Source organism: Finegoldia sp. BIOML-A4 (assembly GCF_009679635.1).
Classification (GTDB): Bacteria; Bacillota; Clostridia; order Tissierellales; family Peptoniphilaceae; genus Finegoldia; species Finegoldia magna.
On record NZ_WKZC01000001.1, the window covers coordinates 246,722 to 262,003 of the forward strand.

Here is a 15,282-nt window from a genome sequence, read left to right on the forward strand (position 1 = left end):
AGCTAAAACAAAAAAGCTCTCAAAAAATGAGAACTTAAATTTTACTGTTATTTATCAATATATGAAATTATTTCATTAGAAGTTTCGTCAATTGTTTTATCTGTAACATTAATTATTTTACAGCCTATCTTGTTCATAATTTCTTTTGCATAATCAAGCTCTTTTTCTATCCTTGAATCATCTGAGTAGCATAGCTGCAAACCAATTTTAGCCATTCGATTTTCCCTGATATTATTAAGTTTATCAGAATCAATAATCAAGCCAATAATTTTTTTCTTATCAACTTTGAATAATTCAGATGGGACCTCTACTTCTGGTAAAATTGGAATATTACATACTTTATAATTTTTGAATGCTAAATTTAAACTCAATGGCGTTTTTGAAGTTCTTGAAACTCCTATTAATATAATATCAGCTTTTAAAATACCAAACTTATCCTTACAATCATCGTATTTTACTGCAAATTCTAAAGCTTCCATCTTTTCAAGATATTCTTTGTCAACTTTTCTATTTAATCCAATATCGAATTTAGGTTGTTGCTTAAAAAACTTACTTGAAACTAAGATAGGATATGATAGAACATCTACTAAATAAATCGATTCATTCATTTCTGTTTTCTCAATCAAATAATTCAGCAAATCACGATCTACGATTGTTGAAAATATTAGGATTTCTTCATTAATTTCGTTTAATATTTCATCAATCTGTTCTCTTCTAATAATTTTTGAGAATTTTTTTACTCTAACATTTTTAATATCAAAATGAACTTTAACAGCATCCAAAACTTGATTCGCTGTTTCACCCGTGGAATCAGAAATAACTACCATGGTTTTATTCATAACATTCTCCTTAATTTATTTTCTTAAATACACCTTTGAAAATTAATTTATAGTAAGGTAAGTCTTCATCAGAACAGTTTGCTAATTTTTCTAATAAATTGCACAAATTATTGTTATCTAATTCCATCGGAGTATACTTGCACTCACTAGAGTTTATCTCCAACATCTTTAGAATTTGAATCATTAACTTGCCATTGTTTTTTGTGTTTATGTCATGAAGATTAGTCAATAAACGATTTAACTTAAAAATATTTAAATTGTTATAATTTATCACATCAACTTCATCAAAATCATACCCTAATTTTATACACTCATCTCTGTAAACATCAAGAATAATTTCTTTTATACTTTTTTCAAAATACTCATAATCTACTATTCCCTTGTCTTGGAGAAATACATATAAGATTTTAGTAATAAAATCACTTAAATTAAAATCTAATTCTGATCTAAGTATTATTGAAATCACAGATGTTATAGTTTTTCTTAACTTATAATTATATTTAAAATTATCATCACTACTAGATATTATGTAAGACATAACATATTCCATTTTATCAGAAATTGCAACAATTCTAGCAGCAGTTGAATTTGGAATGTTTTCAGATAAAAATCTCGGTTTAATGTGTTCATATACTCCGTCATAAACAATTGTATCTTCGCCATCAGACTTAGCATATAGTTTTCCAATTAAGCCGTGTAAATAAGGACATTTTTGTACAATTTCAGTTGCTTTATCCGCTTTACATAGAAATGCTATTCTTTTGACAGAATCAATAGTTTCGTTACTAACTGTTAGCATTTTACATAATTCAACTGATATCTTTATTAGTCTTTGAGTTTTGTCATAAAAGTTACCATAATTATTGATATAATTGACTGTTTTCAAATCCTCAACAAAGTCTTCAAGTTTTCTATCTGATTTTTGGTTTATCAAATTATTTATTTCTTCTAATTTGTCATTAATTTCTTTAATCAAAATATGAGAATCTTCAGAACTCTTGTTTTTAGCGTAAACAAAAAAGTTTGAACTATTACCGTTATCAAATTCCATTGGTAATACCGTAAAATTCTCCATCAAAACTGTATAAAGTATTGATTTATCGATACACAAATATTTTTCGTCAAATGATCCTTCAACGCTTACAGGATAATCAAATTTATTTGCGTATTCGTTGAGTATGCTTTTGTTATTAATAATTGAACAACCATTTGCTCTAGCAAGTTTATTAGCGCTTTTTTCAAATGATTGTAATCTTTCTTCTTTTTTTAATATTATTTGATTTTTTCGTAACTCTGAAGAAAAATTGTTAAAAGTAGAAGAATTAACTAAGTTGTCATCTTTATCTTCTTTTAAGCCTTTGAATTCTATTGTTTTATTTTCTTTTTCATTAAAAATTTTAATGTACAAGATAGACTCTCTAAATGATAAACTTTCAGAATCATATTTGTATTTGAAATTTATCGAATCAATAGCTTTATTTATTACATTTTCGTAATTTTCTAGTGTATATCCTGGATTTTCTATATTAGTAATGTAAATAAAAAAATGATCTTTTATTGTATCCAAATCTATATTTGAATATACTAATTGCAGTTTTTTTAATTCTTTTCTTATTTTTTCGTCAAGTGATCTATTTATAAATCCTATAAAATTCTCGGGAATATTATTAGTCACTATATCTATTAATAAGTTATACATTATTTCTCCTTATAAATATTCAAGGTAGCCTAATGACCCCAAATATTCAATTCCAAAATTGTTCATCGTGTATTTTAACAAAATTTTTAAAATTTCGTTTTCATTTATAGATTCATACTTTTTATTAACTATGTCATCATACCTATTTTTCATTAAGTATATCATATATTTTGCGTGTAAATTATCTATTTGGTAGTATTCTCCGTCAGAATCTACAAATCCACCATCTAAATAAAACCTGTTGTGACTATTTTGATAAAACATACTAGGTTGATATCCAAGATATGATACAAGTTTCAAAATAAACGCATTTATTAAAGCGTATTGATCTTCAGAATATTTGGATAAGAATATTACTGTTTTCAATATCAAAGCGTATACTTTTTCATTGCAAACTTCATTGTAAAAAATTGACTTTATTAAATCAACTATAACCAAACTAAATAATTCTGATTTATAGTTTGTTCTTATATTAAAATTAGAGTTAATTAAATCATAATCCACTAAATAATAGAATTGATTTCCTTTTTTTAAGGTAAAATCATTCACTGACAGAACATTAAATTCTATAATTGATTTCATGGAATTAATATTATTGATGAAAATTCCAATAATACCTTCTTCTTTACTGAAAACATTCAAAATTATAGAATTTTCTCCATAAATTATATGCTCCAACACAATAGCTTGTGTCTTGATGTAATCTTGTTCCATTAGTTATAACCCAAATACCTTAATCTAGAATCTTTATTTCTCCATTCTTCATCTATTTTAACCCATAGTTTTAGATTTACTTTTGCGTCTAATAATTGTTCAATATCAATTCTGGCATCAGTTCCAATTTTTTTAATCATTGATCCTTTTTTACCAATTACCATGCCCTTATGGCTTTTTTTCTCAACAATAATAGTAGCATCTATATCAATTAGATTCTTATCTTGTCTTTCTTTGAATTTTTCAATAGTTATAGCTATTCCATGTGGTAATTCATCAGATAAATTTATTAGTGCTTTTTCCCTAATTAGTTCTTGTACAATTTGTCTAATAGGTTGATCTGTTACGCTATCTTTGTCATAATACATTGGCCCTTCAGGCAAATTATTTTTTAAAGAAGTTAAATAACCTTCTACATTATCCCCATTTAATGCACTTATTGGAATTATTTCTTCAAATATTCCAACTTTACTGTACATTTCTACTATTTCATTGACATTATCGCTTGATATTTTATCTGTTTTATTGATTAGTAGAATGATTTTTGTATTAACTAATTTTAATTTTTTAATAATTTCAGAGTCTAGCTTTCCTATTTCTTCAGTAGTATCTACGATATATGTTATAACATCAACTTCGTTCAAAGTTGACATCGATACTTTAAGCATATAATCTCCAAGTTTATTTTTTGGTGTTTGTATCCCTGGAGTATCTAAAAATATTGCTTGCATATTTTCGTCAGTATATATCAATTGTATTTTATTTCTAGTAGTTTGAGGTTTGTCAGAAATAATTGTTAGTTTTTCTCCTAAAATTCTATTCAAAAGAGTTGATTTCCCCACATTACTTCTACCTATAACTGAAACAAATCCAGATTTAAACATTTACATCATCTCCACTAAAACCATGAGGTAATAAATCTTCAATATTATAAATTTTATACTCATTTTCATTTTTAGCTATTATTATTTTGGTATCTTCGTTAGAAAATTCTTTAATTACTTGTCTACAAACACCACAAGGATACGTAAAATCAGAATCTCCAATTATTAAAATAGTATCTATTAATTTAAATCCTTCAGAAACCATCTTCGAAATTGCTGTTCTTTCAGCACAAATAGTCGGACTGAATGAAGCATTTTCAATATTACAACCTCCATAATAGTTTCCTTCCTTGTCTTTGACACAACATCCTACGTTGTAATTAGAATATGGCGTGTATGCGTTTTGTTTATATTGCAATGCAATTTTATACATTTTATTAATTTCCATAATACTCCTAAATAATTACTTTAAATAATAATATTGCCACTAATGTCCCAATTATACCACCAACTATAACTTGACTCAGTGTATGAATTTTTCCTTCTACTCTACTTTCTGCAACCAAAAAAGCTATAAAATATGATAGTATTGTCACTAATGTATTATTAGCAAGAAGAGCAATTATTGTAGCGCTGCAAAAAGAAACCGATGCGTGACCACTCACGCTTCCACCTTGCAAATAAGTCCATTTATTCTGATATATAAAACTTTTTAATACTAAAGTTATAACAACTACCAAAATCAAAGCTATAAATGTCAAATGAGTTGGTGAGTTCTGTAATTTTATAACTGCTGTATGACTAAGTGGTACAATCCTATCATAAAACATAAAATAACCTACAAAAATAGAATTAAAAGCAGCTAGTAGTACAGCCCCTGCACCTACATCTTTTGCTATTTTTGCTTTATCATCATATTTGTCATAAATCAAATCAACAATCGTTTCAATGGCGGTGTTAATCATTTCTGCCATTAATATAAATGTTATAGTTATGCACAAACAAGCCATTTCTACCCTTGATAAGTCAAACATTAATGACGCAATCATAACCAGAACGGTCATCAAAATGTCAGTTCTAAAATTTCTTTCATTTTTCAAACAATGAATAATTCCATCCATTGCATATTGAAAACTAGTAATAAAAGAAGTATTTTTAGAAATATTTTTATCCTTTGACTTCCTAATTAAATTCTTCATCTTTATAGATACCTATTTCTTTCAAGGCTGATTTTTCTTTATTTCTCATAATAATTTTATCACTTTCATCAATATGATCATAACCCAACAAATGAAACATAGAATGTACAACCAAGTACACAATTTCTCTTTTAATAGAATGATTGTATTCTTTAGCTTGTTCTACAGCTCTTTTGCAGCATATAATAATATCACCCAAAAGATTTGTTTGAACTTGAAAATCATCTTCTAAAGGAAAGCTCAACACATCTGTTACACTATCTTTATTTCGATAATCTCTATTAAGTTCTTTAATTTCTTCTTCACTAACAAATGACAAAGATATCTCATAATTATCATTATTTAATTCTTGAAGCAAACATATTTTTATTGAGTTTTCAATATTCGATCTTAATTCATCATCAATTTGAAAATCATCTTGTCTATTACTTATCTGTATTATCATAATTTGACCTATTGTTATCTAATTTTTCATAAGCTCCAATAATTTTTTGTACTAGTGGATGTCTTACAACATCTGTTTTTTCAAATTCTAAAAAGCTTATTCCTTTTATGTCCCTAAGAATATTAGTTGCAACTAGTAATCCTGATTTTTTACCTCTTGGTAAATCTACTTGTGTAATGTCTCCCGTTACTATAGCTTTTGAACCATATCCTATTCTAGTTAAAAACATCTTCATTTGTTCATTGGTAGTGTTTTGCGCTTCATCTAATATAATATATGCATTATCTAAAGTTCTACCTCTCATATATGCCAATGGTGCTACTTCAATCAATCCTCTTTCTTTGAATTTTTCAAAATTTTCATAACCTAGTATATCAAACATAGCATCGTATATTGGTCTTAGATATGGATCAATTTTTTCTTGAAGATCTCCCGGCAAAAATCCTAAACTTTCTCCAGCTTCTACAGCAGGTCTAGTTAAAATTATCCTATCCACTTCATTATTTCTGAATGCATTTATTGCCATCGCCATTGCCAAATAAGTTTTTCCAGTACCGGCAGGACCTATTCCAAAAACTATATCATTTTGATTAATCATTTCAACATAATTTCTTTGATTTACAGTTTTTGGCTTTAAAGGTTTCCCTTTTGAATTGTAACAAATTACATAGTCCTTAATTTTTGAAATATTTTCTTGTTTTATTTTTTCTAAGTTAGAAAGCAAATAATCCAAATCTTGATCTGTTATTTCATTCCCGGATAAAGTATGTGTATTTAATGATTCTAAAAGATTACTAGCACTTTCAATATTCAAATCAGAACCACTAATTAGAATACCTTCTTCAGAAATCTTTAATATAACATCACAAGCTTCTTCAATTTTTTTTGCGTTTTTTTCTAATTGACCAAAAATAAAAGTTATTAATTTTTCATTATTAGTTTTGTAAATTAAATGTTTATCCATAATCACTCCATTTATCTAATTATAACATATCACTAAAAATCAAATAAACTTATTTGGTTTTCATTTTGTAAACCATCTAAAACACCGTGGTTTTCTAGTATTTCTAAAGCTGTTTTATTAACTTTCGTTCTCATAGTAAAATCTTGTTTTGAAATAAAATCACCTTTTTGTATTTCTTCAAAAATAGCAATAGAGTTTGCATCGCTAACTCCCTCAAGTGCATTAAAAGGAGGTTGAATAAATCCTTTTTCTAATACTTTGAACCTAGCTTTATCAGATTTATGCAAGTCCACTCTTGATTGTTTTATTCCCCTGCAATACATTTCTTCTGCTACTTCTAATACAGAGTATTTGTTACTATCCTTTGCTGTCATCTTAGAATTTGATTCTTTGTATTTATCCTTCAAAGATTGCATTTCTTCTCTAATTGCACTTAATCCTCTCACAATAACATCACCTGGATAATCTTGTAATTTTATAGTAAAAAATGTTGAATAAAAAGCTTCTGGATAGTGTACTTTAAAATAAGCAATTCTGTAACTCATCATAACATAAGCTACGGCGTGCGCCTTAGGGAAAAGATATTCAATTGTTTTACAAGATTCAATATACCAATCTGGAACACCATTTTCAGTCATATAATTTAGTGTATCCTCATCAAGAAGTCTATTTTTTCTTACTGTTTCCATTATTTTAAATGATTTTTTCTTTTCAAGACCTTTATTTATTAGATAAATCATAATATCATCTCTTGTACAAATAGTATCTTTTAATTCAACAACACCATTTCTTATTAGATCTTGTGCATTATTTAACCATACATTTGTACCATGTGATAACCCAGAAATTCTGACTAACTCTGAAAAAGTTTTTGGAGTTGTATCTCTTAACATTCCTCTTACAAAGTTTGTACCAAACTCTGGTATTCCTAACGTCCCTATATCTAAACCATCAATTAATTCTTCAAAGTGTAAAGCATCTATCGATGAAAAAATACTCATTGTCTCTTTATCATCCATAGGAATAGTTAATGGATCCACTCCTGTCATATCAGATAACATTTTTATAATTGTTGGAACATCGTGTCCAAGCAAATCAAGCTTTAAAATCCTACCACTTATAGACTTATAATTGAAATGAGTAGTAATAATGTCACTATTAACATCATCAGCGGGATGTTGAACTGGACAAAAATCTTCAATGTCCTTATCTCTTGGAACTATCATTACTCCACCCGGATGTTGACCCGATGTTCTTTTAACTCCCAAGATTCCTCTTTGCAAATATTTTATCTCTGAATTGTTAACATATACGTTTTTATCTTCAAAATATTTTTTTATATATCCATAAGCTGTTTTATCGGAAATTGTACCAATAGTTCCAGCTCTGAACACCTTTCCTTCCCCAAACAATTCTTCAGTATATTTGTGAACAGTAGGTTGATATTCTCCAGCAAAGTTTAAATCAATATCTGGCTCTTTATCACCATCAAATCCTAAGAAAACTTCAAATGGTATATTATGACCTTCTTTTTTTAATGGTTGTCCACATACTGGACAAATTTTATCTTCAAGATCCACCCCTGAACCTATATTTTCATCATGTATGAACTCAGAATGTTTGCAATTCTCACAAATATAATGCGGAATTAAAGGATTAACTTCTGTTATATCAGCCATTGTCGCAACAAAACTTGATCCTACAGATCCTCTTGATCCAACTAGATATCCATCTTCGTTGCTTTTCTTTACTAATTTTTGAGCGATAATATATAATACAGCATATCCATTTGAAATTATAGATGATAATTCACGTTCTAATCTACTTTCAACAATTTCTGGTAAATCATCTCCATATATACTTCTAGCTTTTTTATAAGTCATTTCTCTTAATTCTGTATCAGATCCTTCAATAACCGGTGGAAAAGTTCCATCTGGTATTGGCTTTATATCTTCTAGCATTTCTGAAATTTTTATGGTATTATCTATTACTATTTCCTCAGCCACATCTTTTTCTAAAAAACTAAATTCATTCATCATTTCATCAGTTGTTCTGAAAAACAAAGTAGGGAATTTTTCGCCATAAATTTTTCTAGGTTGACCTTCTAATATTATATTTCTAAAAATATAATCCGTTTTTTCGAAGTATTTTGCATAAGAATCAGCCACAAGAGGTTTATTGTGCTTTTTTGATAAATCATATAGTTTTCTAGTTAATTCTTCACAACTCTTTAAGTTAAAGCTCATTCTTTTTGACTTTACTCCATCATAATAAAGTGGTGGTTGAACCTCCAAAAAATCATACCTTGAAATAATCTCATCTAATTTTTCATCTGATTCAAATCCAAGTATTGCTTTTATTAATTCTCCATCTTCGTTTCCAGATCCAATTACAAGACCTTCTCTTCTTTTATTCAATTCAGAATTTGGTATTCCGCCTTCTCTGTAAAAATATTTTAAATTAGAAGCAGTCACAAGTTTATACAAGTTTTTCAAACCTACTAAGTTTTTGGCGTATATTGTCGCAGTATGAGATTCTCTTTTTGAAATGTTCCATTCAGAATCCATTTTATTTATATTTATATCAAATTGTACTCCTCTTTTTTCAAGATCTTTGACCATACAAATAAACACTTCTCCCGTTGCTCTTGCATCATCACAAGCTCTGTGATGATTGAATAAATTAACGTTGTATTTTTTTGTCAAAGTATCAAGTTTATGATTTTTGAGATGAGGTTCCAATGCCCTCGCAAAAGCTAGTGTGTCTATATATGTTCTTACGGGATTAATTCTCAAATCAATACAATTTTTCTTGATAAATCCCATATCGAAATCTGCATTATGTGCTATTAAAGTGCAGTCACCAACAAATTTTAAAAACTCAGGTAATACTTCGTCTATTTTAGGCATATCTTTTACCATTTCATTTGTTATAGACGTTAATTCCGTAATTTTTTCTGGTATTGGAATTTCTGGATTAATTAACTGGTTAAATTCATCTACAATTTGATTGTCCACAATCTTTACAGCACCAATTTCCGTAATTTTTTCAGTTGAATTTGATAATCCTGTAGTTTCTATATCAAAAACTACAAATTCTTGCAAATTCATAGAATCATAAGGATTTGTGATTATCCTAAAATCATCTTCTATTATTTTAGCTTCCATTCCAAAAAGTGGTTTTATTCCATTTTTGCTACAAGCATCATACAATTGTGGATAACCTTGTACTACAGATTTATCTGTTAAGCCTAGAGCTGTATGTCCCCATTTTTTTAGAGTTTTACAGCATTCATCCAAGTCAATAAATCCATCTAGTTGGCTCATTTGAGAATACATGTGTAGTTCTACACGTTTTTTCTCGTATTCATCTTTTCTAGATTCCGGCTTTTCAACTTCTTGCATTTGTCTTATTGAAAAGGTCTTTCCAGAAGTAAATCTATCAAATTCCAACCTTCCTGTTAATAAAAGATAAACTCCCGATTTCAATTTATCACCAAATGCTTCAAATTCTTTTTTCTTCAAAAATTTCTTTGCAAAAACAGCTCCACTTTCATCCCTTAGATCCAAAGAGATAATAAAACTTTCTCCATCTTTTATGCTTCTTATATCTACATCAATAATCTCAGCTCTGATACAAGTATCATCTTCATTTTCTATAATTTCTTTAATTTTTATTGGAGACTTGGTTATGTCTTTACCACATTTTATTCCCGTTTTTTTAACTTCTTCTTTTTCTTGCTTTGGAGTATCTTTTATGGATTCAGCTATTTTTTTTCGAATTGAATTATCATACTCGATTAAATTTTGCCTATAATCATCGTTATCCTTTAACTCAACAATTTCAGATTTGACAGAATAACTTAAATTATATGTCTTATTTATTAATTCTGTTAACTCATTATCCTTTTGATCTGAAATAAACTTATCCCTTATTTGCTCAAAATTAAAAATAAGTGAAATTTCTGATTCGTCTATGTTTGAACTTTCAAAATCAATACAAGAAGAATATTCACAAAAATCACTTGTTTTTAAAATTTTAATCAAATCATCTTTTGAAAAATTGATTTTTGAATCTTCATACTCTGTAAAATCAATATTAATTTTTGTTATAAAATTTAATAAGTCTTTTTGTATAAATTCTGCCAAGTTGTCCTTACTCTCATCTTTTTGAATGTTTATCAAACAATCTAACTCATCATTATCCTTATTATAAGTCAATTTATCAATATAAATTGGGGATTTTGAATCATATTTTAGGCCGATTTTCTTTAATACATCGTTGAGTAATAAATGCATTTATAACCTCTCTATCTCTTCAATTAATACATCTAATAATTCTTCTTCTTTAACTTTTCGTACAATTTCCCCTTTTTTAAATATTAAGCCTACTCCATTTCCTCCTGCTATACCAATATCAGCTTCTTTTGCTTCTCCTGGTCCATTTACAACGCAACCCATAATAGCAACTTTAATGTGTTTATCTATTTTATCCAATTTCTTTTCAGCTTCATTCACTAGACTTATCAAATCAATCTTGGTTCTAGCACATGTTGGACATGAAATTATTTCAATTCCTTCATTTAATAAACCTAAACTCATTAAAATTTGTCTTCCTACAATGATTTCTTCTTTAGGATCACCAGTTAAAGAAACTCTGATAGTATCTCCAATTCCTTTTGACAAAATACTTCCTATTCCTACACTAGATTTTATAATCCCTTTTGTAGAAGGACCTGCTTCTGTTATACCGACATGTAGAGGATAATTACATAACTCTGACATTTTTTCGTAAGCTTTTATTGACATATTAACATTAGAAGATTTTAACGATAATTTGATGTCATCGAATCCCATATCTTCGATCATTCTTATTTGATCAAGGCAGCTATAACATATTGAATCCACATTTACTCCGTGATATTTATCAATGAATTTTTGATTGACAGATCCACTGTTTACACCAATTCTCATGGAAATTTTATGATGTTTGCAACAATCTACAATTTCTTTGACTCTATCTATTCCACCAATATTGCCAGGATTAATTCTAATACAATCACACCCGTTTTCAATTGCAGCTATTGCTAATTTGTGATGAAATTGAATGTCAGCAATAAATGGTATATTCGTCATACTTTTTATAATTGGTATCGCCTTAGCATCTTCCAAATCATTAATTGCACTTCTAGAAATATCACATCCTACAGATTCAAATTCTTTAATTTGTTTTACAGTACTTTCTATATCTTTTGTATCAGTATTAGTCATAGATTGAACTGTAACTCTTGCTCCATTTCCTACAGCAACGTTTCTTACGTAAATTCTTTTTGTATCTTCTCTTTTCATTACTTCACCTTTCAAATTTAAAAAGGCCCGTAAAGGCCTAATCAAAACATTTAAAATAATTTAATAACATCTTTAATTGTAACTATGGCGATTAATGCTAAAAGCAAAATTAATCCTACCATGTGTATATAGCCTTCTTTTTCTTCAGATATTTTTTTACCAAATATCATCTCAATTAGTATGAATATCGCTCTTCCTCCATCTAAAGCTGGAATAGGCAATAAATTAAAGACACCTAAATTAATGTTAAAGTACGCTAATATAAAAATTAAATTAGAAACACCTGTTTTTGCAGCATTGCCAATCTCTTTGACCACGCCAACAGGTCCACTAACTCCCCCTAAACCTAATTGACCAGTTATAAGCATCCCTAGGAACTTATATAACATCCCTGTCAAATTAAGAAAAGTTATCAAGCCTTTTTTAAAGCCTTTTACTATACTAAAATTTTTAATATTATATTCTTCTTGAAAGTTTACTCCAATTTTTCTAATATTATTTTCTAATCTTGGAGTGACTTTTATATTCTTTGATTGAGAATCTCTTATTACTCCAATATTTAAATCACCTTTGGATTCTTTGATTCTTTTTAATAATTCTTCTCCATCACGTACATTCTCTCCATTTATAGATACAATTTGATCTCCTGTTTGTAAACCCGAAGAGTATGCAGGTGAATCTTTTATCACACCGGATATTTCTGTACTAACTCTACTTACAGACATTAATAAAATTAACAATATAAAAGCTAATATAAAATTCATAATAGCACCAGCTAAAATTACTTTAAGCCTTACAAGCGGAGATTGATTATTCAAAGAATTCGGGCTGTCGTTTTCTTCGTCTTCCCCTTCTAGCTGACAATAACCTCCCACAGGTATCACTCTCAAAGAATAAAGAGTTCCATTTGATTCTCTTTGGAAAAGTTTTGGTCCCATACCTATTGAAAATTCCAAAACAGATACTCCATTCCTTTTCGCTACGATAAAATGTCCAAATTCATGTATTAAAATTACAAGTAAAAATATTATTATTGATGAAATTATTGTAATCACATTTCCTCCTTATTAAAGCCCTAAACAATATAATATTAAAAGATAAGGCAAAACAAAAATAAAACTATCAAATCTATCCATTACTCCACCATGTCCAATAAAAATATTACCAAAATCCTTCACATTGGCTTTTCTTTTAATTTTAGAAGCGCTTATATCCCCAATTTGAGATATAATCGAACCGAATAAAGCTATGATAACTATCTTAACAACATTTAAATTACCGTAAAATATAGAAAAAATAGCTCCAATTATCATGCTTCCTATAATTCCACCAATAGCTCCTTCAATAGTTTTTTTAGGACTAATCTTAGTCAATTTGTGTTTTCCGAATAACATTCCTGTACAATATGCTGCTGTGTCTGTCCCCCATGAACATATATAGATAAGCCAAATAAATTCAGTTCCAGAAATAAAATACATTAACGAAAAAGTAATCGTAATATATATGTGTAAGAAATAGTTATTTAATACTTCTTTGATAGGTTTGTCAAAAATGGTATATAAAGTCAATTCTATCAAACTAAAACTACACAATAAAGCAATTGCAAATAATTCTTTTTTAAGATAAATACTTAAATTAAAACTAACATTAAACAATATATTAATAATCAAATTATTAATGTTAATGATATTCGAATAATCCTTGTTAATTACATTTTCTAGTTCGTAAATTGCAACAGTGCTTAGGAATAAATTCATTATTAAAAGATAAATTCCACCTTTAGAAACGCAAAAAATAGATAACAATAAAATTATTATTCCTGTTAATGTCCTTTTTAAAAATTTCATTTCAATCCACCAAATCTTCTATTTCTATTTTGATACCAATAAATTGCATCTATAAGTGATTCTAATTTGAAATCAGGCCAATATATATCCGAAAAATAAAGTTCTGCATAAGACATTTGATAAAGCAAGAAATTGCTTAGCCTTTTTTCTCCTCCTGGTCTAATCAGTAAATCAACGTCTGGTTGATTTCTCGTGTATAAAAGTTTTGAGAACTCGTCATCAGTCAGTATTCCTCCATCTACTATCGCAGTATTCACAGCTCTTAATATCTCTTGTCTTGAACCATAATTAATAGCTATATTTAGAATAAGTTTATCATTATCTTTTGTTGAATCCAATGCGTATTCAATCTTTTGAATTACTTTTTCGGGCAATACACTAATGTCTCCCAAAATATTAATCTTGACTCCTTGAGTTACTAGTTTATTTAATTGGTCATCTATATATTTTATGAGTATTTGCATCAAAAAATCTATTTCTTTTTGAGGTCTTTTCCAATTTTCTGTCGAAAAAGCATACAAGGATAAATATTTTATTCCAATATTTAAAGAGTTTTCAACAACATCAACAACTCTTTTCATCCCTTCATTATGTCCAAATACTCTGGGTTTATTTCTTTTTGTAGCCCATCTTCCATTTCCATCCATTATTATGGCAATATGTTTAGGCAGTCTATCTTGATCTAAATTTGATAAATCCATTTTCAATTCCTTTTAGTTTATTCTTAATTATTGTATCATATTTTGATTTTTTCTTACACAAAAAATAAGCCTTTATATTTGAATATCTCATGAAGAAATCTTCAAATTAGGCTTATTTTTATAATATATTATTTGCTTTTAATTTCTCTTGAACCAGGTTTTACCAATTCTATTCCTTTTTTACATAAAGGACATTCTTCCGGTTTGAAAATTTCAATATCAATTTTTGTTGCACTGTACAAAGGTAAATCAATATCCAGATTTACACTTCTATCTACTAAGCAACAAATTCCTACTACTTCTGCACCCAATTCTTCCAAAACTTTTTTAGTCTCATATGAAGATTTAGCAGTGGTTACAACATCTTCTGAAATAATAACTTTCTCGCCTTTTTTTACTTCAAAACCTCTTCTAAGACACATTTCACCATCTTTTCTTTCAGTAAATATAGCTGGTTTATGTAGTTGTCTTCCTAGTTCATAAGCTACTATTATTCCTCCCATTGCAGGTCCAACAACAGTATCAAATTCAACATCTTTAAGCTTTTCAGCAATAACTTTTATTACTTCTTCAGCTTTGTCTGGATATTGTAATAACTTTGCACATTGACAATACTTATCACTGTGATTTCCAGATGACAATAAGAAATGACCTTCTAACAATGCATTACTTTCTTTTAATAATTCAACAACTCTATCCATC

At 28.1% G+C, this 15,282-nt stretch carries 14 protein-coding genes; all 14 read right to left on the reverse strand.

All coding sequences use genetic code 11. The annotated features are described in order from the left end of the window. Nucleotides 1–47 precede the first annotated feature (47 nt). Nucleotides 48–839 (reverse strand): pyruvate, water dikinase regulatory protein, encoded by a 792-nt coding sequence (locus tag GKG01_RS01070; protein WP_154271126.1) that lies wholly within the window; start codon nt 837–839, stop codon nt 48–50. A 10-nt stretch (nt 840–849) separates the two neighbouring features. Next, nucleotides 850–2,538 (reverse strand): glycine--tRNA ligase subunit beta, encoded by a 1,689-nt coding sequence (locus tag GKG01_RS01075; RefSeq protein ID WP_154271127.1) that lies wholly within the window; start codon nt 2,536–2,538, stop codon nt 850–852. 9 nt (nt 2,539–2,547) lie between these two features. After that, nucleotides 2,548–3,252 (reverse strand): DNA repair protein RecO, encoded by a 705-nt coding sequence (gene recO, locus GKG01_RS01080; protein WP_154271128.1) that lies wholly within the window; start codon nt 3,250–3,252, stop codon nt 2,548–2,550. Continuing rightward, nucleotides 3,252–4,136 (reverse strand): GTPase Era, encoded by an 885-nt coding sequence (gene era / locus GKG01_RS01085; protein WP_094205655.1) that lies wholly within the window; start codon nt 4,134–4,136, stop codon nt 3,252–3,254. The genes recO and era overlap by 1 nt, the downstream gene beginning before the upstream one ends. Continuing rightward, nucleotides 4,129–4,524, reverse strand: a complete 396-nt coding sequence (cdd, locus tag GKG01_RS01090; protein ID WP_094205654.1) for a cytidine deaminase — start codon at nt 4,522–4,524, stop codon at nt 4,129–4,131. Before cdd ends, era begins: the two co-directional genes overlap by 8 nt. Nucleotides 4,525–4,531: 7 nt before the next feature. Further along, nucleotides 4,532–5,275, reverse strand: a complete 744-nt coding sequence (locus tag GKG01_RS01095; RefSeq protein WP_094205653.1) for a diacylglycerol kinase — start codon at nt 5,273–5,275, stop codon at nt 4,532–4,534. Beyond that, the gene (ybeY, locus tag GKG01_RS01100; RefSeq protein WP_154271129.1) at nt 5,259–5,720 is read right to left on the reverse strand and encodes an rRNA maturation RNase YbeY; all 462 of its coding nucleotides are present in this window, start codon (nt 5,718–5,720) and stop codon (nt 5,259–5,261) included. Before ybeY ends, GKG01_RS01095 begins: the two co-directional genes overlap by 17 nt. After that, the gene (locus GKG01_RS01105; protein WP_154271130.1) at nt 5,701–6,684 is read right to left on the reverse strand and encodes a PhoH family protein; all 984 of its coding nucleotides are present in this window, start codon (nt 6,682–6,684) and stop codon (nt 5,701–5,703) included. The genes ybeY and GKG01_RS01105 overlap by 20 nt, the downstream gene beginning before the upstream one ends. Nucleotides 6,685–6,716: 32 nt before the next feature. After that, complete coding sequence (locus tag GKG01_RS01110) at nt 6,717–10,982, reverse strand: PolC-type DNA polymerase III (protein ID WP_154271131.1); 4,266 nt, start codon at nt 10,980–10,982, stop codon at nt 6,717–6,719. Continuing rightward, the gene (gene ispG / locus GKG01_RS01115; protein ID WP_094207111.1) at nt 10,983–12,032 is read right to left on the reverse strand and encodes a flavodoxin-dependent (E)-4-hydroxy-3-methylbut-2-enyl-diphosphate synthase; all 1,050 of its coding nucleotides are present in this window, start codon (nt 12,030–12,032) and stop codon (nt 10,983–10,985) included. A gap of 50 nt (nt 12,033–12,082) precedes the next feature. Further along, nucleotides 12,083–13,087, reverse strand: a complete 1,005-nt coding sequence (gene rseP / locus GKG01_RS01120) for an RIP metalloprotease RseP (protein WP_094207110.1) — start codon at nt 13,085–13,087, stop codon at nt 12,083–12,085. Between the two features lie 12 nt (nt 13,088–13,099). Further along, nucleotides 13,100–13,879 carry a phosphatidate cytidylyltransferase gene (locus tag GKG01_RS01125; RefSeq protein WP_094207109.1) on the reverse strand — a complete coding sequence of 260 codons (780 nt, stop codon included), beginning with the start codon at nt 13,877–13,879 and terminating at the stop codon, nt 13,100–13,102. Further along, nucleotides 13,876–14,580, reverse strand: coding sequence for an isoprenyl transferase (locus GKG01_RS01130; protein ID WP_094207108.1), 705 nt, complete (start codon nt 14,578–14,580; stop codon nt 13,876–13,878). Before GKG01_RS01130 ends, GKG01_RS01125 begins: the two co-directional genes overlap by 4 nt. A 128-nt stretch (nt 14,581–14,708) precedes the next feature. After that, the gene (pyrE, locus tag GKG01_RS01135) at nt 14,709–15,281 is read right to left on the reverse strand and encodes an orotate phosphoribosyltransferase (protein WP_094207107.1); all 573 of its coding nucleotides are present in this window, start codon (nt 15,279–15,281) and stop codon (nt 14,709–14,711) included. Nucleotide 15,282: the final 1 nt, after the last annotated feature.